The following is a 19,551-nucleotide window of genomic DNA, read 5'->3' on the forward strand; positions in this document are numbered from 1 at the left end:
AAATTAAGCGTTTAAAGCTTATATATTGTTGCATATAAAAATCTTTAATGTGTACAATTTAAACATTAAAGCATGTTATACAGAATATGATTACTGCCAATGAAACCGTTTAATGAAATCATTGACCATCACATTGACCCTTCAGATGTCAGGCAACAATTTGAAACCTTTCAGATTAAACTGCATTGTTGCAGGTACTGGAAATTTCACAACTGGAATGTCAGAAATTTGTCTGCACCTTTCTGGCGCTTTTACCATAATGAATTGCCGGGGGCGTTTGTTGAACTGGAAGGCCGTTTATATGAACTGAATAAAGATCAGTCACTGTTAATTCCACCGAACACACCGTATTCTATTCTGACGTCCGGCAATAATTCCGATTTGAATAAAATTGATGGTTCACGAATTACTTCTATGGACGAGATTCATCATCATGAACCGGACACATTTGACCATTTATTCATACACTTCAACCTTGGGATCAACCGTGATGATTGCGAGCCTGGAATCTATAAAATTCCGGTAACCGATCAGTTGCGGAAAAATATCACAACAATACGGCATCATCTACTAAAGGACCATGTTTCCATTCCGGTTCATATAACTACTAAAATTTATAATGTAATCATGGAATCGGTGGCTTCTCTGCCTCAAAAGAGCTGGATACTGACACATTACGATGAGCGGATAGATGATACCCTTGCATTTATTGAAACGCATCTGCACCGCAATATACAGAACGAAGAACTGGCTCAAAAAGTGAATCTGGTAACCAATTCATTTGCACGCTTATTTCGTGAAAATGTGGGTCTGAGTGTACAGAAATATATTCAGAAAAAACGCATTGAAAAGGCACTGACGTTATTGCATCATTCAACTTTCACCATCGAACAAATAGCCAGGGAATGCGGTTTCTACGACCTCCACCATTTTTCGCGTGTATTCAAACAGGAGCTGAATATGCCACCAACCTATTACAGAAAAAATATGAGTATTGCGTAATTCAGATATAAGTATCAAGACACAAGAACCAAGAATGCAAAAAGAGCTGCCTTAACAAGACAGCTCTCTTTTATTTTAAGCATTTCTGATTTTTACATCATTCCGGGCATACCGCCTCCCATGCCGCCTGCAGGCATCGGTGGTACATCTTCTTTTATGTCAACCAAAACACATTCTGTTGTTAAGAACATGCCTGCAATAGAGGCTGCATTTTCGAGTGCAATACGTGTTACTTTTGCAGGGTCAATTACGCCACTTTCGTACAGTTTCTGATATTCATCAGTACGGGCATTGTAGCCAAAGTCGTCTTTACCTTCTTTAACTTTCTGAACAATAACAGCACCTTCCTGTCCTGCATTGATTACAATCTGACGCATTGGTTCTTCAATGGCACGCTTAACAATTTCAATACCGATTGTTTCATCATCGTTTTCGCCCTGAACACCATCAAGAACATTAATAGCACGAACCAAAGCCACACCGCCACCAGGTACGATTCCTTCCTCAACGGCAGCGCGCGTTGCATGCAATGCATCGTCAACACGGTCTTTTTTCTCTTTCATTTCAACCTCAGTAGCAGCTCCTACATAAAGAACAGCAACCCCGCCAGCCAGTTTAGCCAGACGTTCCTGGAGTTTTTCTTTATCGTAATCAGAAGTGGTTGTTTCAATCTGCGCTTTAATCTGGTTCACACGGGCAGTAATGGCATCTTTATCACCAGATCCGTTTACAATGGTCGTGTTTTCCTTGTCAATGGTGATCTTTTCTGCTTCACCCAGCATATCCAAAGTCGTAGCATCAAGCTTCAACCCTTTTTCCTCGCTTATTACAACACCACCGGTTAATACAGCAATATCTTCAAGCATTTCTTTTCTGCGGTCACCAAAACCAGGTGCTTTAACAGCAGCTACTTTTAATGAACCTCTTAAACGGTTAACAACCAGAGTTGCCAATGCCTCACCATCCACATCCTCGGCTATAATTACCAATGGACGACCTGTCTGTGCTGTTTGTTCCAGAACCGGTAAAAGATCTTTCATGGTAGAGATCTTTTTATCGTGGATCAAAACGTATGGTGCCTCAAGATCAGCTTCCATTTTTTCGGTATCAGTAATGAAGTAAGGAGAGATATAACCCCTGTCGAACTGCATACCTTCCACAGTTTTCAGCTCATCAGTAATACCTTTGGCTTCTTCAACGGTTATCACACCCTCTTTACCAACAACATCCATGGCATCGGCAATAAACTTACCTATTGATTCATCGTTGTTGGCAGAAACTTTAGCCACGTTCTGGATCATTTCGCGGGAATCGCATGGTTTGGACTGTTTCTTAATGTTTTCAACAACCAGACCTACAGCTTTATCAATACCACGTTTTAAATCCATTGGGTTGGCACCTGCAGTCACGTTTTTAAGACCAACAGAAATAATGCTTTGGGCAAGAACAGTTGCAGTTGTTGTTCCATCGCCGGCATCGTCACCGGTTTTAGAAGCAACTTCTTTCACCATCTGTGCTCCCATATTTTCATATGCATCTTCCAGTTCTACTTCTTTCGCAACAGTTACACCATCTTTTGTAACCTGAGGAGCGCCAAATTTCTTTTCAATTATTACGTTGCGTCCTTTGGGGCCTAAAGTAACTTTAACTGCATCGGCCAGAATGTCCACACCTCTTTTCAGGTTGTCTCTGGCTTCAATATTAAACTTAATCTCTTTTGCCATTTTTATTTTGATTTTGTGTTATTAAACAATAGCTAAAATATCCGATTGTCTCATTATCAGGTAAGTTTCTCCATCAAGTGTCAGTTCTGTACCGGCATATTTACCGTATAAAACGGTATCACCAACCTTAACTTCCATTGCTTCATCATTCGTACCGGGACCGGCTGCTACAACTTCACCTTTTTGTGGTTTTTCTTTGGCTGAATCCGGAATAATAATTCCGCTTGCTGTTTTTTCTTCTGCAGCGGCAGGTTTAATTACAACTCTGTCTGCTAATGGTTTGATATTCATCTTTTGTTATTATTAGAGTTAAACATTTTATTTTTGAAACCGGTCATCTTCTTATCACATTGTATGCCAAACCGGATTCTGACACTTTCATAAAATAATGACAAAAAAAATGTCAGACTTGTATGACAGTCTGACATTTTGATATTTTTACTTATATCTCTTATTCCGTATCTGAATCCTGTTCTTCCAGTGCAGGAGCTTCTGTCGGGAATTGAGGAACCTGGTTAGGATCAATTGTCTGTTCTACTCTTTCCTGAATAGCCGATTCAGCCTGACCGCTGCTTCTTGGAATAGCTGCTGCGCCTGCAATGCACAAAACAAGAATAGCAATAGACAAGGTCCATGTTGCCTTTTCAAGGAAATCTGTCGTTTTTCTCACACCCATAATCTGGTTTGATGATGCAAAGTTGGATGCCAAACCTCCGCCTTTTGAGTTTTGAACCAATACAATCAGTATCAGTAAAACTGCTGCAATGAAAATAAGAATTGATATTAAAAGATACATTGTGATTATTTTTCGTTATTCTTTAATTGCTCTACAATTTTAATTTGACCCGCAAAGTAAATACTTTTTTCGGGATATTTCAAACTTAACTTTTTAAATATCTGCAGTGCTTTTTCAAAGTTTCTCTGTTTGATATATATCCTTGCAAGTGTCTCGGTCATAAATTCATCGCTATCGGATACCGATTTGGCACTCAAATCCTGAACCACACCGTCTTTATCCACGGGTTTTTCTCTGGATGCAGTGAATGCCGGTGTTTCTTTAATGAAGTTATCTATCAGCTCCCATTTTTTGTTTGGCTGAACCGGTTTTTCTTCATCCACATCAACATCATTCGGTCTATGACTCATAATATCAAGCCACTGGGCGAATGAATGAACACCATCAAACTTATCTCCGGAGGTTCCTTCTCTTGTAATTTCTGAGATGTTGAAATAATCGTTTGATATGGTAACAGAGTCAAAATATGTGTTTTCTTTAGCCGCTTTTGGTTCCTGAAAAACCTCTTGCTGTTGCTCTAACTCCTGCTCAGGAGTCTCTTGCTGTTGCTCCTGAATCTCTTGCTGTTGATTTCTTTCTTCTTTGCTTATTTCAACCGGCTTTAGCCCCGGTTCAACAGATTTTATATCCGGAGTCCCCAGAATATAATCATAGAGTAATTCCCTGTTCCCTGCATAAGCAGCAATCTTTGTCAGATACTTTTCATATAACACATCTTTGGTTTCATACAGGCTTTTAAGAAGCAACACATGTCCCGTCTGAAAAGCCGGATAGGCCTTCAAAAGCTCTTTAAGCTGGGGTGCGACTTCAGGTGTTATTGAAGCCGGTTCTTTCAGATATGCTATGAATTCACCTTTGTTCACTACCAGTTTGCCACAGATTCGTTAAAAATATCCTCGAAGATCTGATCCAGAAGTTCTTCCCTGATCGTTTCCTTAATGGATTCAAAGTTTTCTGAACTGTCGAAATCCACATACGCAGAAAAGCTTTTTTCAAAATCCTGCTCCGGATCAGTTATATTCATAAACCTCACATTCACCTTCATAGTTACCCTGGTTTGGGCTGCCGTCATATCAGCCTGAATGGATTGCGGTTTAATGGTATAATCTGTAATTTCCCCTTCAAACTGTAAATCACCGTTATTTTCCTTGAGATCCAGACGCGTCTGTTTCATAAAATAATCCTTCAACCCCTCTGTAAAAGCCTGACTTAATCCCGGGTCGGCAACCAACGGTGCTTCATTTGGAAACAATGCTACAGACATTGTTTTAACCTTGGTGTAATCAATGGATGCACCCGTAAATTTATATCTAATGGCGCATTGCGTAAGCAATAACACACTTATGGCGAATATGAATAATTTTCTCATCACTGGTCTATGTCGTATTCTTTAATTTTCCGGTATAACGTCCGCTCCGAAATCCCCAATTCCTGAGCCGCATTTTTCCGTTTTCCGTTATGTTTCTCCAATGCTTTTTTTATCAATTCTATCTCCTTATCTATTAATGAAAGGGATTCTTCCACGTATACCTCGGTATCTTCAATATAGTCGCCATTGGAATGTTCTTCTATATGAATTGGTTCTTCCTCGTGTTTACTGAAATGAGACAAATGCACATCCTTCTTCTCTGAAAGGGTATTCAGAATACGGGATTTGTCTTTGTCAAGTTTTGTTACATCAATATTCTCTTTATCAATAATTTCATGAACCAGCTTTTTAAGATCGTTCATGTCATTTTTCATGTCAAACAGAATCTGGTACAATATTTCACGCTCGGAATGAAAGGTTTTTTCTTCTTTTTTGTCCGCATTGTAAAGTGCAGGAAGCTGGTCGTGGCTATCGAAAGGAATGTATTGTCTTAGAATTTCCGGAGTAATCTCCCGGTTCGGCTCAATCACCGAAATCTGTTCAGTCACGTTTTTCAGCTGGCGAATATTTCCAGGCCACCGGTACTGAATCAGCAGATTTTTAGCTTCTTCTGTCAACCGGATATTCGGCATGCGGTATTTTTCGGCAAAATCCTGAGCAAACTTTCTAAACAGCAATACAATGTCATCGGTTCTTTCCCTTAACGGAGGGATAGAGATAGGTACAGTATTCAAACGATAATACAGATCTTCCCTGAATTTTCCTTCTTTAATGCCTTTGGCCATATTCAGATTAGTAGCTGCAACCACCCTCACATCGGTTTTTTGTATCTTGGATGATCCAACCCGAATAAACTCACCGGATTCAAGCACACGCAATAACCTTACCTGTGTTGACAACGGCAAATCGCCAACTTCATCCAGAAAAATGGTTCCTCCATCGGCTACTTCAAAATATCCTTTTCTATCAGTATGCGCACCGGTAAATGCTCCTTTTTCATGACCAAACAATTCGGAATCAATGGTTCCTTCAGGAATGGCACCACAGTTAACCGGAATGTAAGCCCCATGCTTACGCGAACCATACTGATGAATGATCTGAGGAATAATCTCCTTACCTGTTCCGCTTTCACCCGTAATTAAAACCGAAAGATCCGTAGATGCTACCTGTACAGCTATATCAATGGCGCGGTTCAGTCCGTAGGCATTACCAATAACACCAAATCGTTGTTTTACTTGTTGAATATTCATAGTGAGACTGAAATTTTTTCAGTAAAGCATGACAAATTTACAATAATTCAGTTTTCAGCCGCATTAAGCCGGTATAATTTAAAAATTTTTAGCGAAAATGTGTTCATATAAAACCAGTAGAGACGCGATTCATCGCGTCTCTACAACTTGTTATTCATTAGAATCAATACGTTTAACCAAAATACTTCACCTCATTTCCTGTAATCTGTCCCAGCACATCGTTGGCCAGGCGGCTGGCTCCGATTCTGAAGAATTTATTATTCAGCCATTCTTTACCTAATACTTCTTTTACTATGGTATAATAGAGCAATGCTTCTTCGGTGATGGATATTCCACCTGCTGGTTTAATACCAATCTTCTTCCCTGATTTCTCTCCAAATTCCTTTATGGCTTTCACCATCACCAAAAATGCTTCGGGTGTAGCAGCAGGAGAAATTTTACCTGTTGATGTTTTGATGAAATCCGCACCGGCTTCCATGGCAATAATGGAAGCTGTCTTAATCGTTTCCGTGGATTTAAGCGCACCGGTTTCCAAAATAACCTTCAGCTTTTTTTCGCCACAGGCTGATTTGATTTCTGAAATATCATCAAATACATTATCATAATCTTCATCCAGTAATTCTCCGACATTGATCACAATATCAATTTCATCGGCACCATCCATTATGGTCAGACTGGTTTCTGCAATTTTTACCTCTGTGAAGGTATGCCATTCCGGAAAACCGGCAGAAACAGCACAACACGAAACTCCTTCAACGTTCAGTGTGTCCCGAACCTGACCAATTAAGGATGGCCAGGTACAGATAGCAGCTACATTGGGTACATCCTTAAAATTTGACTGAAACTGATTAACTTTATTCACAAAGGCATTGATCCGCGTCTTGTTATCCTGAACATTAAGCGTTGTCAGATCAATCAGACTGAAAATGGTTTTATAAACATCTTTTGACTTATTTTCATCAACTTTGGCCTTAATGCTGTTCAGCTCCTTGTCTATTGTGGCTTCATCAGCTTTAAACCTGTACTGTGTGAGGCAATCCAATATTTTACTGGATAACTCTTTATTTATTTCCTCGTGTTCCATGCTAAATAATTTGCGGCAAAATTAGGGAATATTTTTGTTTTCAACGAAGTCCTCGTGAAGTACATGATGTTTGGTAATGAGGGTTTCGTTTTTTTACCGAGGGTTTCGTTTGAAACGAAGCCCTCGGTCGAGCTGTAGCACTCCTGCTTGTATTTCAACAAAAAACCCTCCGGTATTCCGAAGGGTTTTTGTAGCTGTCCAAAGCCAATCAAAGTATTAATCAAACATTTATTATGAATAAAACTATAATGTTACACCCGATTTAAAAATGGAAATCTCACGATATCCGTATTTTTCATTATTTACCTTTTCTCCTTCTGCCACCTTTAAAATGTATGCCAGGAATTCTTCTGCCAGATCATCCAGTGATATACCTTCATCCGCAACCGGTCCTGCATTAAAATCTATCCAGTGTGGCTTATTCTGAGCCAAAGGTGTATTAGAAGATATTTTCATGGTAGGAACAAAACTTCCGAATGGTGTTCCTCTTCCTGTGGTAAACAACACCATGTGACATCCTGCTGCACCCAGGGCTGTACTGGCTACCAGGTCGTTTCCGGGAGCACTGAGCAGGTTCAGTCCGTTAACAGAAATCCGGTCACCGTACATCAACACATCATTCACCGTTGCCTTTCCGCACTTCTGCGTACAACCCAATGATTTTTCTTCCAGTGTGGATATACCTCCTGCTTTATTTCCTGGTGATGGGTTTTCGTAAATCGGTTGTTTGTTCTCTATAAAAAATGCCTTAAAATCATTGATCAGATGAACCGTTTTATCAAAGGTTGCTGCATCTTTTGACCGGTCCATCAAAATAGTTTCCGCACCGAACATCTCCGGTACCTCTGTTAACACAGCTGTTCCACCCTGACTCACAAGGATATCCGTTAATTTACCCAATAACGGATTGGCCGTTATACCCGACATACCATCCGAACCACCGCATTTTAAACCAAGCCTCAGAGATGACAAGGGAACATCTTCCCGTTTGTCAGTACCGGCTTTGGCATACAGATCGCGCAGTATTTTCATTCCCTCCTCAAATTCGTCCTGCACTTCCTGCGTCACCAGGAACTTTACGCGATCTTCATCAAAATCACCAAGAAATGTTTTAAAATCCTTGGGTTGGTTGTTTTCGCAACCCAATCCCAGTACCAATACTGCACCTGCATTAGGATGCAGCACTATATCTTTTAAAATCTTACGCGTGTTTTCGTGGTCATCACCCAGCTGGGAACACCCGTAGTTATGCTTAAAGATTTCAATGCCATCAACTTTTAGGTCGCCTGCCTCAGCTTTTAAGGCATTGAGCATGCGGTCTCCAATGCCGTTCACACAGCCAACCGTCGGCACGATCCATAATTCATTCCGAATCCCTACATCCCCATTTTTTCGCTTATAGCCTTTAAATGTGAGATTGCGTTGAGGATATTCCACACCCGAAAGCAACTGATTGAATTTGTAATCCAGCACACCCGAAAGGTTTGTTTTGATATTCCTTTCGTCCACATGATCACCCTGTGCAATTTCAGCAGTGGCATGTCCGATGGGATACCCGTATTTTATAATGTGGGCATCCTTTTTTATATCGGCAATGGCAAACTTGTGTGCTCTTGGGATGTCACTTTTCAAAATAATCCTGCTCCCGTTAAGCTCCACCTCTGTGCCGTTGGCCAGATCAGCCAGTGCAACAGCCACATTATCCTCAGGATCAATTAAAATATGCTTTGACATTGAAATATGTTTGTACGCTGAATTATTGTTTATGCTTCAATAGAAATAACTGATTTTACCACCTCTTCCATGCCTTCATGAATGATTTTATCGAGGTAAAATGCTGTCCGCCCACACAATCCTTCGATTTTTGTCAGATCCTCGCCCCAGATCATCTGGTTGCTTAAAAACACCTGAACAAAAGCATCTAGGTTCATCTCTTTATTTTCGAGTTTCTTCCAGTTGGTATTGAAAAAACTCAGTACATAGTCGGTATCCTTCAAAGTAATGGCTTTACCATTGAATTCACCTTTGTAAAATGCCATCATGGCTGCAAGTGATAAAACGAGATTATTCGGCAGTTCGTTGTATTTGGCATTGAATTCCTTTATAGTATCAAGCACACGTGCTTTAAATTTAGAGATTGAGTTCAGCGAGATACTCATCAACGCGTGCTTTACAAAAGGATTGCGGAACCTGTCCAGAACTTCTGCCGCAAATTTTTCCAGTTCCTCTTTTGGCATATCCAGAGCCGGAATGATATCGTTGTTTATGGTTTGCAGGATAAACTGTCCCATCAACTCATCTTCCAGGGCATCACCCACATATTCAATTCCGCACAGATAAGCTACAGGTGTCATAACCGTATGTGGACCGTTCAGCAGACGTACTTTACGGGTACGGTATGGTGTGACGTCATCCACAAACAATACATTCAAACCGGCCGCTTCAGCAGGGATTTCATTTTTGATCCATTGCGGACCTTCTATGACCCAAAGGTGAAACTGCTCACCGTCAACCACCATATTATCTTCATATCCTTCTTTCTCTTTTACCTCTTTGGCAGATTCAGGACTGAACCCTGGAACGATACGGTCAACCAACGTGTTAGTGAATACATTTGCCGTATCCAGCCAGTTGATGAATTCACGATCAAGGCTCCACAAATCACAGTATTGTTTGACACATTTCTGCAGTTTATCCCCGTTCCTATCAATGAGTTCGCAAGGCAAAATGATAAATCCTTTTGAAGCATCTCCACTGAATGTTTTAAAACGGTGATAAAGTAAGGCCGTCAGTTTTGCAGGAAAAGAAGATGCCGGCTGATCATTCAGCTTATCCTTTGCATCGAATGTTATACCTGCCTCTGTTGTATTAGAAACGATGAAACGCATATCCGGATTCTCTGCCAGCTTCAGGTATTCATCGTATTGCGTATACGGATTTAAACCTCTTGAAACTGAACCAATAATCTGTGATTCTTTCAGGGCTTTTCCGTTTTTTATTCCTTTTGAAACCAATGTATACAATCCATCCTGCTCATTCAGTTTATCCACCATTCCGAAATTTATGGGTTGAACCAAAACCACACTGCTGTTAAAGCCGGCTTTTCTGTTCATCTCATCAACCATCCAGTCCACAAAAGCACGTAGGAAGTTGCCTTCTCCAAATTGAATAATCCGCTCCGGTGCCTTCTCAATGTTTTTAATCTCCCTGTTCAATTTCATAATGAGTTCTTTTTGATATTTTTTACATGTTCTTAATCGACGATTCCCTGATTACAAGCTCTGTCTTCATCACGATCTGCCGTGGTGAATGTTTGTGTTCTGACTGCAGCTGACGAATCAGCAGGCGGGCTGTCTCCTCTCCCATTTCAAAGGTGGGATGAGACACCGTAGTTAATGTTGGTTCCACAAAATCGGAATGCAGTTCATTATTAAAACCTGTAACTGCAATGTCTTTGGGAATTTTATATCCACGTTCCTTTAATTCCTTCATCACCACATAGGCCACTGTATCGTTTACACAAAAAATGGCATCAGGCGTTTCGGCTGATTTCATCAGCTTATCAATTGCTTTTTTAGCTCCGACAGGTGTCAGATCTGAATACACCAGATGTTCTTCATTGTATTTCAGATCATTTTCCTGTAATCCACTCAGATAACCCGAAACACGATCCCGCGTAATCGAAAGTTTTTTAGGACCGGCAATGTGTGCAATTCTGCGGCTTCCGGTTTCGTATAAATGATTTGTTAAATCCTTTGCGGCCTCTGAATTATTGGCTACCACAGAAGAAAACTCATTGGTCCTGCAAACGCGATCAAAAAATACCACTGGAATATCCTTACTTCTTGCAAGGTCAAAATGTGAGTTATCCTGTGTTTCCTGAGACAGGCACATGATAAGACCTTCTACATTGAGACCTATCAGGTTTTCAACGCATTCCTTCTCTTTGTCGTACGATTCGCGGGAATTAGCAATGATGATAAAGTATCCTTTACGCTTGGCATAATTCTCAATACCACTTATAATAGATGAATAAAAGCTGCGCTCAAGGTTTGGAACGATAACACCAATGGCTTTGGTGCTGGTAAGATGAGTTGTTTCCGCAAAATTTGCGGAACGATAATTTCGTTCTTTTGCTAACGCTTTTACCTTATCAATCACTTCCTGACTAATATCAGGGTGATTCTTTAATGCCCTTGACACGGTAGATACAGAAACATTTAGTTCCTGTGCCAAATCCTTAAGTGATACTGTTTTCCTTGCCATTTGCATTTTATTTTCACTGCAAATGTATGACGTTTTATATTATGTTGCGAGATTTTACGCAAATATTTTTAATAATTTGCATAAAATTGCGAAAATATTCTAATTTTCTTGTATCATACCCGCAATAAAATATATATAATTATCTTATATTCAACAATATCAAATTTTGCGGAATATTTATTTAGTTTGGATTTAAATTGCAGGAACAGCTTATTTAATGGAGACGCAATTAATCGCATCTCTACTATTTTTAAAAACATTGGGAATATTCTGTAATTTAGCAGATCAATTTTACAATTATGAATAAATCTCTTTTTCTGTTTTTAATCCTGCTTTTATCCGGCGTTTGTGCTACATCTGCTCAAAATCCATTCATCACCAAACAATATACTGCCGATCCATCAGCACATGTATTTAACGGACGCATGTATGTGTATCCTTCACATGACAGGGATGACAGTAAAACCTTCGATATGATCGATTATCATGTCTATTCTTCTGAAAACATGAAAGACTGGACCGATCATGGCGTAGCATTGCACCTTGATTCCGTTTCGTGGGCAAATGAAAAAGCCTGGGCACCGGATTGTGCATACAAAAACGGCAAATACTATTTCTACTTTCCAACAGATGAATCCAAAATTGGTGTAGCCGTTGGTAATTCGCCTGCAGGTCCGTTTAAAGATGCACTGGGAAAACCACTGGTAACCAAAGACAATCCGGGTGTGGTGAACAAACGTGATTTTATCGATCCCTGTATATTTATGGATGACGATGGCACTCCTTATCTTTTTTTCGGACAGCTGGATATTAATGTAGTGAAACTTAACGATGACATGATCACTTATAATGGTCCGGTTCAACAGGTGAAAGGAGCCAAAGATTTTTTCGAAGCTGTATGGGTGCATAAATACAACGGAACGTATTACCTCTCCTATTCCACCTGGGGAGAAAAGGGCGTTACCGGACCTCAAATTGTGTATGCCACTTCAAAAAATATTTTGGGTCCGTATACCTATCAGGGAGTAATTTTAGATGAAGTCAGCAGTGGTACCAATCACCACTCCATTGTGGAATACAAAGGACAGTGGTATCTGTTTTATCATAATTCGGTTTTGTTTTTAAAACGGACACCCAAAGATTCACCCGATATGAAATTTAAAGGATACAGACGGAGCATAAATGTAGATTACCTGTATTACAACGAAGACGGAACCATTCAGAAAGTGATTCCAACGGATAATGGTGTTGATGCGGTTCCTCAATAAACTAGTTAAAGAAGTCCTCCATTTGATTGCTGATTAATCTGAGATATCGGGCCATATCGAAGCAAAAGAAGGTATCCGTCAATTGACGAATGAATGATTTTAGTTACATTTATAATTTTAAATGCATCGATGAAACTTATCCCATACATTGTACTGACATTGTTTTCGGTACACATCACAATTGCTCAGCAAAGCTCATTCTACGGTGTTGAAGGCTGGGCCAATGCAACTAAGGGCGGGAAGGATGGTGAAATTATAAGAGTCACAAATCTGAACAGCAGTGGACCCGGATCATTTAGTGAAGCTGTTTTGGCATCATTCCCAAGAATTGTGGTTTTTGAAGTTGGCGGTGTTATTGATTTGAATGCACAGAATATCAGCATTAAAAATCCATTTCTGACCATCGCAGGACAAACAGCGCCTTATCCCGGAATTACGATCATTAATGGCCAGACAAACATCGCTACACACGATGTCATCCTTCAGCATATTCGGATCAGACCCGGTGCAGCAGGTAAAAATACAGGATGGGAACCGGATGGCTTGTCAACCGTTAGCGGGAGTTTTGTTATCATTGACCATTGTTCTTTTTCCTGGGCTGTGGATGAAAACTGTTCGGCATCGGGTCCGCGCTTTGAAGGAGACACACCGGATGACTGGCGCAACAATACATCGCATGATGTTACCATCAGCAACTGCATAATTGCTGAAGCCCTGGCTTATGCCACGCACACCAAAGGGCTGCATTCCATGGGTTCACTCATTCATGACAATGCGACCAATATTGCCATTCTGAAAAATCTGTATGCCCATAATAATTCAAGAAATCCACTTTTTAAAGGCGGAGCCAGGGGTGTAATCGTTAATAATATGATTTACGATCCGGGTAAAGAAGCCATTCATTATGCATTAAACGCTGCTGAATGGGAAGGCTATGAATGGCAATCAGGAGAAATGTCCATTATAGGAAATTATATGCAACTAGGAATCAGTTCATTGAATACGCCATTTATGAAGGTTCATGCAGGACCATGCAAAATTTATATGAACAATAATAAGGCCTTTAATATAAATGGAAGTAATGCAACCTTTTATACCGGCGATGCTGCAAATATTGTAACTGAAATACCTGTGTGGAACGACAATATAGCTGTGCTTTCTGTTGATGACGTAGAAGCAAATGTGATTCACAATGCCGGCGCAACGCCCTGGAAGCGCGACTCTGTGGATATCCGCATTATTAACGATTTAATAAACCGAAAAGGTAAAATCATTGATTTCGAAACAGAAGTAGGCGGTTATCCGCAATATCAGCAAACCGTGCAGCCATTTAATGCCGATGAATGGAACCTGGATTTTATGATCCGAAAAGATCCACAGTTAAACCTTACGATTGAAACACCTGAACCTTATCATGTATCACAACCAGTTAACTTCAATCTCGATACAAGCGGATTTATGCGGGCAATTGATCACATTGACTTATTAATTAATGGTCAGGTTGTACAATCAAAAAACGAAAACCTGACGGACTGGAATTATACATTCACTTCTACCGAAACACAAAATGTTGTACTTATAATAACTTACAGTTCTACGGAAAAACTTTCAACCGAAACGTTTAACCTGACCATTCAGAATACAACAGCTCTAAATAACCCGGACCAAAATAAACAGCCACTGCAATTTCATTACGATAAAAATGATCAAACTCTGATTCTCAGTTTCAATCAGCCGGTAAACCAAAACTACCTTATTAAAATTCTGGATTTAAATGGTAGATTGGTAAAACAATATGAATCTGCGTTTGAAAATAGCACAAGCTTTTCCTGTAATCTTAATGATCTTCCAACCGGAACCTATGTGCTATCGCTTCATTCTACAGAATCGGATTTCCGGAGAATATTTACAAAGTATTGATCATACTGCTAATGTTATGAATATAAGTGATTTAAAAATAAATTACATTAATTATCTCTCACCAACATTCCTTGTTAACACCCTTGTTAATAACTGTTGATTTTTATTCCATACTTTTTAAATACTATCTATTGCATTTAAACTTTGTAACATCAATTAACAAAATATTACAATTATCAAAGCATAGTTATTGTTTTTTACGAGGTAAATTATCCATCCAATTTCAACATTTTTTAAGGGTTAGCAGCGCCATTATTTTTTAACTTTGCCGGTAATTAACAGATTGTGAATAACAGTTGATATGTATTGATATTCAACTTATTTAAATCTTTAATGTTGTCAATAGCGTGTTATTTCAATTTTTACAGGATGATAATAACGAGATATGCAACAGATATTACATTTATTTTTCAACGCTATTAACAAGCTATTATAATAATCATATTATTTTTAAATTATATCTATTAATATATATTGTATGTTGGAAAAAGGATTTGTAGACGCACCCGTCGAAAAAAATTTGAACCTGGCTTCAGAGATAGAAAAACTGAAAAAAGAAAAGAATGCTGTTATCATGGGGCATTTCTACCAGCGGGACGAGATTCAGGAGATTGCAGATTTTGTGGGAGATAGTCTGGCACTGGCACAATGGGCCTCAAAAACAGAAGCTGATATCATTGTGTTGTGCGGTGTACATTTCATGGCAGAAACCGCCAAGATCCTTTGTCCCGATAAAAAAGTGATTCTTCCGGATTTGAATGCAGGATGTTCCCTGGCTGAATCCTGTAATGTCGTGGATTTTGAAAAATTTGTAAAAGAACGACCCGATCATGTTGTTATTTCGTATGTGAATACTACTGCTGAGATTAAGGCTTTGACCGATGTTGTCGTGACCTCAACCAATGCGAAGCAGATTGTGGAGAGTTTTCCCGAAGATCAGAAGATTATTTTTGGTCCTGACCGTAACCTTGGTAATTATATTAACAGTGTTACCGGACGAAATATGGTATTATGGGATGGAGCGTGTCACGTACATGAGCAGTTTTCTCTTGAACGGATTCTGGATCTGAAAAAGGACTACCCTGATGCAGAAATTCTGGCTCATCCGGAATGTAAAAAAGTTGTGCTGACTGTTGCGGATCATATTGGTTCCACTTCATCTCTTTTAAAATATTCTGCACAATCACCAAAGAACAGATTTATTGTGGCAACGGAATCCGGTATTCTGCATGAGATGCGGAAAAAGAGTCCGGCTAAGGAATTTATTCCGGCACCTCCAAATGATTCAACCTGTGCCTGCAACGAATGTAATTTTATGCGGGTGAATACCATGGAAAAATTATACAACTGTCTGAAGTACGAACTTCCGGAAATAACGCTGGATGAAGAATTACGAAAGAAAGCTGAAAAGCCTATTCTTAAAATGCTTGAAATTTCAGAAAAGTTAGGATTGTAAAAGACACAAGAACCAAGATGCAAGATCATGGTAAATCCTACTTTTTAATATTGTAAACTACGCACATCGTATCAAATCCCCCTCTTCGTACCCCCTTTTTCTAAGGGGGACAGCTAAACGTTGCGGTAAAATACTTGATACTTGATAAGGAAAAATTTGACTGTCATAATTTATATTCAGGCAGGCTCAATTGTTCATTAATCGTTATTAATAAAAAATATCTTGTGTCTTGCATCTTATGTCTTAAATCTTTTTTATTACTATTTTTGAGGCAAACCATTTTCCATGGACGATATTGATATCAGGGATTTAAGTAATTCAGAACGGGAAGGGGATATTGATAATAGACTGAGACCTTTAATTTTCGACGATTTCGAAGGTCAGAAGAAAATTGTCAGTAATCTGCAGGTCTTTGTATTGGCCGCCAAACAACGGGAAGAAGCCCTGGATCATGTACTGTTGCATGGACCTCCTGGACTGGGAAAAACCACCTTATCCAATATCATTGCCAATGAACTTGGTGTTGGGTTTAAACTGACTTCAGGTCCTGTTCTCGATAAACCAGGTGATCTGGCGGGTTTATTAACAAATCTTGAACCCAATGATGTGTTATTCATCGATGAGATTCATCGTTTAAGTCCGGTAGTGGAAGAGTATCTCTATTCAGCCATGGAGGATTACCGCATCGATATCATGATTGATAAAGGGCCTAGTGCACGTTCTATTCAGATTGATTTGAATCCTTTTACACTGATTGGTGCAACAACCAGATCAGGATTATTAACCAGTCCGCTAAGAGCCAGATTTGGTATTAACTGCCACCTGGAGTACTATGATTCAGAGATTTTAAGTCATATCGTTAAACGGTCTGCCGGAATTTTGAATGTTGAAATAAAGAATGATGCAGCCCATGAAATTGCAGGACGCAGCCGTGGTACACCAAGAATTGTCAATGCCTTACTCCGTCGCGTAAGGGATTTTGCCCAGGTTCAGGGAGATGGTTCCATTGATTTAGAGATCACAAAATATGCCCTGGAAGCTTTAAATATTGATAAGCATGGTCTCGATGAAATGGATAATAAAATACTGACTACCATAATCGATAAATTTAAAGGCGGACCGGTCGGATTAAATACCATAGCTACTGCAGTAGGAGAGGATAGTGGTACCATTGAAGAGGTTTATGAACCGTTTCTGATTAAGGAAGGATTTATTAAACGTACGCCACGTGGAAGAGAGGTAACTGAACTGGCCTATAAACACCTTGGAAAAAGCAGGTTTAATCCGGGTGATAATGTGTTATTTTAATTTCATTTTGCATTGGCAAATAAGATAAAACAACTGGCAAAAGATACGGTCATTTATGGCGGAACAACCATATTTACCCGTATTTTAAACTGGTTACTTGTACCTTTATACACTTATAAACTTGAAAATCAGGCTGATTATGGTATTGTAATCAACCTCTATGCATGGACTGCTCTCCTGTTGGTAATTTTGACTTATGGCATGGAAACAGGTTTTTTCAGGTTTTCAAATAAGCAGGAAGGAGAAACAAAAGTTTACAGTACAAGTATTTTATCCCTTGGTTTTACGAGCCTTTTATTTATTTTAATCATTGTTCTTTTTATTCAGCCTATATCAGTATTTCTGGAATACAGAAATTATAAGGATATATTAATTATGCTTGGCATTATAGTTGCCATGGATGCCTTTACGGCCATTCCCTTTGCCAGGTTACGTTATACCAACAGACCACTTCGTTTTGCTTTTGTTAAAATCGTTTTAGTTGGTGTGAATATATTTTTTAACCTTTTCTTTTTCATTATTTTACCGGCCTGGCATAAAAGTAATCCTGACGGATTAATACCGTCATTATATAATCCTGATTATGGAGTCAAATATGTATTTGTCAGTAACCTGTTTTCTTCCGGTATCGTATTGATTATGCTGTTGCCTGAAATTATAAAGGCTAAGTTCGATTTTGATTTCAGTTTACTGAAGCGCATGTTGAAATATTCCTGGCCAATTCTCATTGTGGGTATTGCAGGAATCATCAATCAATCCGGAGATAAAATTTTATATCCTTTTTTAATCGATGGAACTGAAAATGCAAGAACTCAGCTGGGTATATACGGTGCTAATTATAAAATAGCCGTAATTATGGTCATGTTCACGCAAGGCTTTCGTTATGCATTTGAACCGTTTATATTTAAACATAAACAGGAATCCGATTCAACCAGGGAGTATGCAGATGTCATGAAGTATTTTATCATTCTCGGCATTTTTATTTTCCTGGGTGTGATGTTTTACATTGATATTGTAAAATATTTTATCAGTTCATCCTATCATTCGGGTTTAAAGGTTGTACCAATAGTGTTGACCGCGAATTTAATGTTCGGTATCTTCTTTAATTTATCGTTGTGGTATAAACTGACGGATAAGACTATTTTTGGGGCATGGCTGGCTATTTTAGGATCTGTTATAACCCTTGGAATCAATATTATATTTGTACCCAAATATGGGTATATAGCATCAGCATGGGCAAATTTCATCTGCTATTTCAGCATGGTTGTTATTTCATATTTTTTAATGCAGAAATATTATCCTGTTAAGTATGAGCTCAAAAAAATATTTATGTATATCCTTATTGGCGGATTATTATATGTCATCGATATTAAGCTGATTGAACCACTGGGTAACATTAAATATGCCCTTAGTGGTGTATTGCTTTTAGGTTATTTAATATATATCCTTCGAAAAGAAAAATTATTTAAACTATTCAAACAATAAGTGTTATAAATGGTTAAACGTTTTATGTAAAGCAGTTTACAAGAATTTGAAAATACTATTTTAGCAGAATATAGACACAAGTATCAAGATTCAAGTATCAAGACTAATGTACAATTATGAATTAAGATTGATTTGAGTTCAAAAATCCTGATACCTGATACTTGATACCTGATACTTTAAAAATATGATTGTAAAAATTGTCAACAAATCGAAGCACGATTTACCTGCTTACAGCACAGTTCTATCGGCAGGTATGGATTTAAGAGCTAACATTGATGAACCGATTACCTTAAATCCGCTGGATAGAGCACTGGTTAAAACAGGTTTGTTTATAGAATTGCCGGAAGGTTACGAGGCACAAATACGGCCCAGAAGCGGTCTGGCTTACAAAAAAGGTATTACGGTATTAAATACTCCAGGAACCATTGATGCGGATTACCGTGGAGAGATTGGCGTTATTCTTGTAAACCTTTCGAATGAACCATTCGTGATCAATGACGGAGAACGGATCTGTCAGATGGTTATTGCAAAACACGAAACGGTGGACTGGCACGAAGTTGAACTTCTGGAGGAAACAATGAGAGGAGCAGGAGGTTTTGGTCACACCGGAAAACATTAAAAAA

General features: G+C 39.0%; 17 protein-coding genes. 7 read left to right on the forward strand and 10 right to left on the reverse strand.

Features of this window, described 5'->3' with window-relative positions:
• Nucleotides 1–99: 99 nt before the first annotated feature.
• The gene (locus ACE1ET_RS08545) at nucleotides 100–1,002 is read left to right on the forward strand and encodes a helix-turn-helix domain-containing protein (protein ID WP_375727967.1); all 903 of its coding nucleotides are present in this window, start codon (nucleotides 100–102) and stop codon (nucleotides 1,000–1,002) included.
• Between the two features lie 92 nt (nucleotides 1,003–1,094).
• Here the strand turns inward: ACE1ET_RS08545 and groL are convergent, their stop codons facing one another.
• The 10 genes from groL to ACE1ET_RS08595 all read right to left on the reverse strand — a co-directional run bounded on the left by groL (nucleotide 1,095) and on the right by ACE1ET_RS08595 (nucleotide 11,491).
• Nucleotides 1,095–2,726: a chaperonin GroEL gene (gene groL / locus ACE1ET_RS08550; RefSeq protein ID WP_375727968.1), complete on the reverse strand. Its 1,632-nt coding sequence runs from the start codon at nucleotides 2,724–2,726 to the stop codon at nucleotides 1,095–1,097.
• A gap of 21 nt (nucleotides 2,727–2,747) precedes the next feature.
• Nucleotides 2,748–3,017, reverse strand: a complete 270-nt coding sequence (locus ACE1ET_RS08555) for a co-chaperone GroES (RefSeq protein WP_375727969.1) — start codon at nucleotides 3,015–3,017, stop codon at nucleotides 2,748–2,750.
• Nucleotides 3,018–3,177: 160 nt separating this feature from the next.
• The gene (gene secG / locus ACE1ET_RS08560; RefSeq protein WP_375727970.1) at nucleotides 3,178–3,522 is read right to left on the reverse strand and encodes a preprotein translocase subunit SecG; all 345 of its coding nucleotides are present in this window, start codon (nucleotides 3,520–3,522) and stop codon (nucleotides 3,178–3,180) included.
• A 5-nt stretch (nucleotides 3,523–3,527) separates the two neighbouring features.
• Entirely contained in the window at nucleotides 3,528–4,385 is an 858-nt protein-coding gene (locus ACE1ET_RS08565) for a hypothetical protein (RefSeq protein ID WP_375727971.1), read from the reverse strand.
• Nucleotides 4,385–4,891, reverse strand: a complete 507-nt coding sequence (locus ACE1ET_RS08570; protein WP_375727972.1) for an LptE family protein — start codon at nucleotides 4,889–4,891, stop codon at nucleotides 4,385–4,387. Before ACE1ET_RS08570 ends, ACE1ET_RS08565 begins: the two co-directional genes overlap by 1 nt.
• Nucleotides 4,891–6,141, reverse strand: coding sequence for a sigma-54 interaction domain-containing protein (locus tag ACE1ET_RS08575; RefSeq protein ID WP_375727973.1), 1,251 nt, complete (start codon nucleotides 6,139–6,141; stop codon nucleotides 4,891–4,893). Before ACE1ET_RS08575 ends, ACE1ET_RS08570 begins: the two co-directional genes overlap by 1 nt.
• 172 nt (nucleotides 6,142–6,313) lie before the next feature.
• Nucleotides 6,314–7,225 carry a deoxyribose-phosphate aldolase gene (gene deoC / locus ACE1ET_RS08580; RefSeq protein ID WP_375727974.1) on the reverse strand — a complete coding sequence of 304 codons (912 nt, stop codon included), beginning with the start codon at nucleotides 7,223–7,225 and terminating at the stop codon, nucleotides 6,314–6,316.
• Nucleotides 7,226–7,468: 243 nt separating this feature from the next.
• On the reverse strand, nucleotides 7,469–8,959 hold the full coding sequence (locus tag ACE1ET_RS08585) for a UxaA family hydrolase (RefSeq protein WP_375727975.1): 1,491 nt from the start codon (nucleotides 8,957–8,959) through the stop codon (nucleotides 7,469–7,471).
• Between the two features lie 29 nt (nucleotides 8,960–8,988).
• Entirely contained in the window at nucleotides 8,989–10,446 is a 1,458-nt protein-coding gene (locus ACE1ET_RS08590; RefSeq protein WP_375727976.1) for a tagaturonate reductase, read from the reverse strand.
• Between the two features lie 22 nt (nucleotides 10,447–10,468).
• The gene (locus ACE1ET_RS08595) at nucleotides 10,469–11,491 is read right to left on the reverse strand and encodes a LacI family DNA-binding transcriptional regulator (protein WP_375727977.1); all 1,023 of its coding nucleotides are present in this window, start codon (nucleotides 11,489–11,491) and stop codon (nucleotides 10,469–10,471) included.
• Nucleotides 11,492–11,790: 299 nt separating this feature from the next.
• On the opposite strand from ACE1ET_RS08595, the gene ACE1ET_RS08600 reads away from it, so the two are divergent.
• The 6 genes from ACE1ET_RS08600 to dut all read left to right on the forward strand — a co-directional run bounded on the left by ACE1ET_RS08600 (nucleotide 11,791) and on the right by dut (nucleotide 19,547).
• Complete coding sequence (locus ACE1ET_RS08600; protein WP_375727978.1) at nucleotides 11,791–12,759, forward strand: family 43 glycosylhydrolase; 969 nt, start codon at nucleotides 11,791–11,793, stop codon at nucleotides 12,757–12,759.
• Nucleotides 12,760–12,852: 93 nt separating this feature from the next.
• Entirely contained in the window at nucleotides 12,853–14,679 is a 1,827-nt protein-coding gene (locus ACE1ET_RS08605; RefSeq protein ID WP_375727979.1) for a T9SS type A sorting domain-containing protein, read from the forward strand.
• A 478-nt stretch (nucleotides 14,680–15,157) separates the two neighbouring features.
• Nucleotides 15,158–16,135, forward strand: coding sequence for a quinolinate synthase NadA (gene nadA, locus ACE1ET_RS08610; RefSeq protein ID WP_375727980.1), 978 nt, complete (start codon nucleotides 15,158–15,160; stop codon nucleotides 16,133–16,135).
• 285 nt (nucleotides 16,136–16,420) lie between these two features.
• Nucleotides 16,421–17,443 carry a Holliday junction branch migration DNA helicase RuvB gene (gene ruvB / locus ACE1ET_RS08615; protein WP_375720120.1) on the forward strand — a complete coding sequence of 341 codons (1,023 nt, stop codon included), beginning with the start codon at nucleotides 16,421–16,423 and terminating at the stop codon, nucleotides 17,441–17,443.
• Between the two features lie 12 nt (nucleotides 17,444–17,455).
• On the forward strand, nucleotides 17,456–18,928 hold the full coding sequence (locus ACE1ET_RS08620) for a lipopolysaccharide biosynthesis protein (RefSeq protein WP_375727981.1): 1,473 nt from the start codon (nucleotides 17,456–17,458) through the stop codon (nucleotides 18,926–18,928).
• Between the two features lie 184 nt (nucleotides 18,929–19,112).
• Nucleotides 19,113–19,547, forward strand: a complete 435-nt coding sequence (gene dut / locus ACE1ET_RS08625; protein ID WP_375727982.1) for a dUTP diphosphatase — start codon at nucleotides 19,113–19,115, stop codon at nucleotides 19,545–19,547.
• Nucleotides 19,548–19,551: the final 4 nt, after the last annotated feature.

Source organism: Quyinboa mangrovi (genome assembly GCF_042219825.1).
Lineage (GTDB): Bacteria > Bacteroidota > Bacteroidia > Bacteroidales > UBA5342 > JBHJHP01.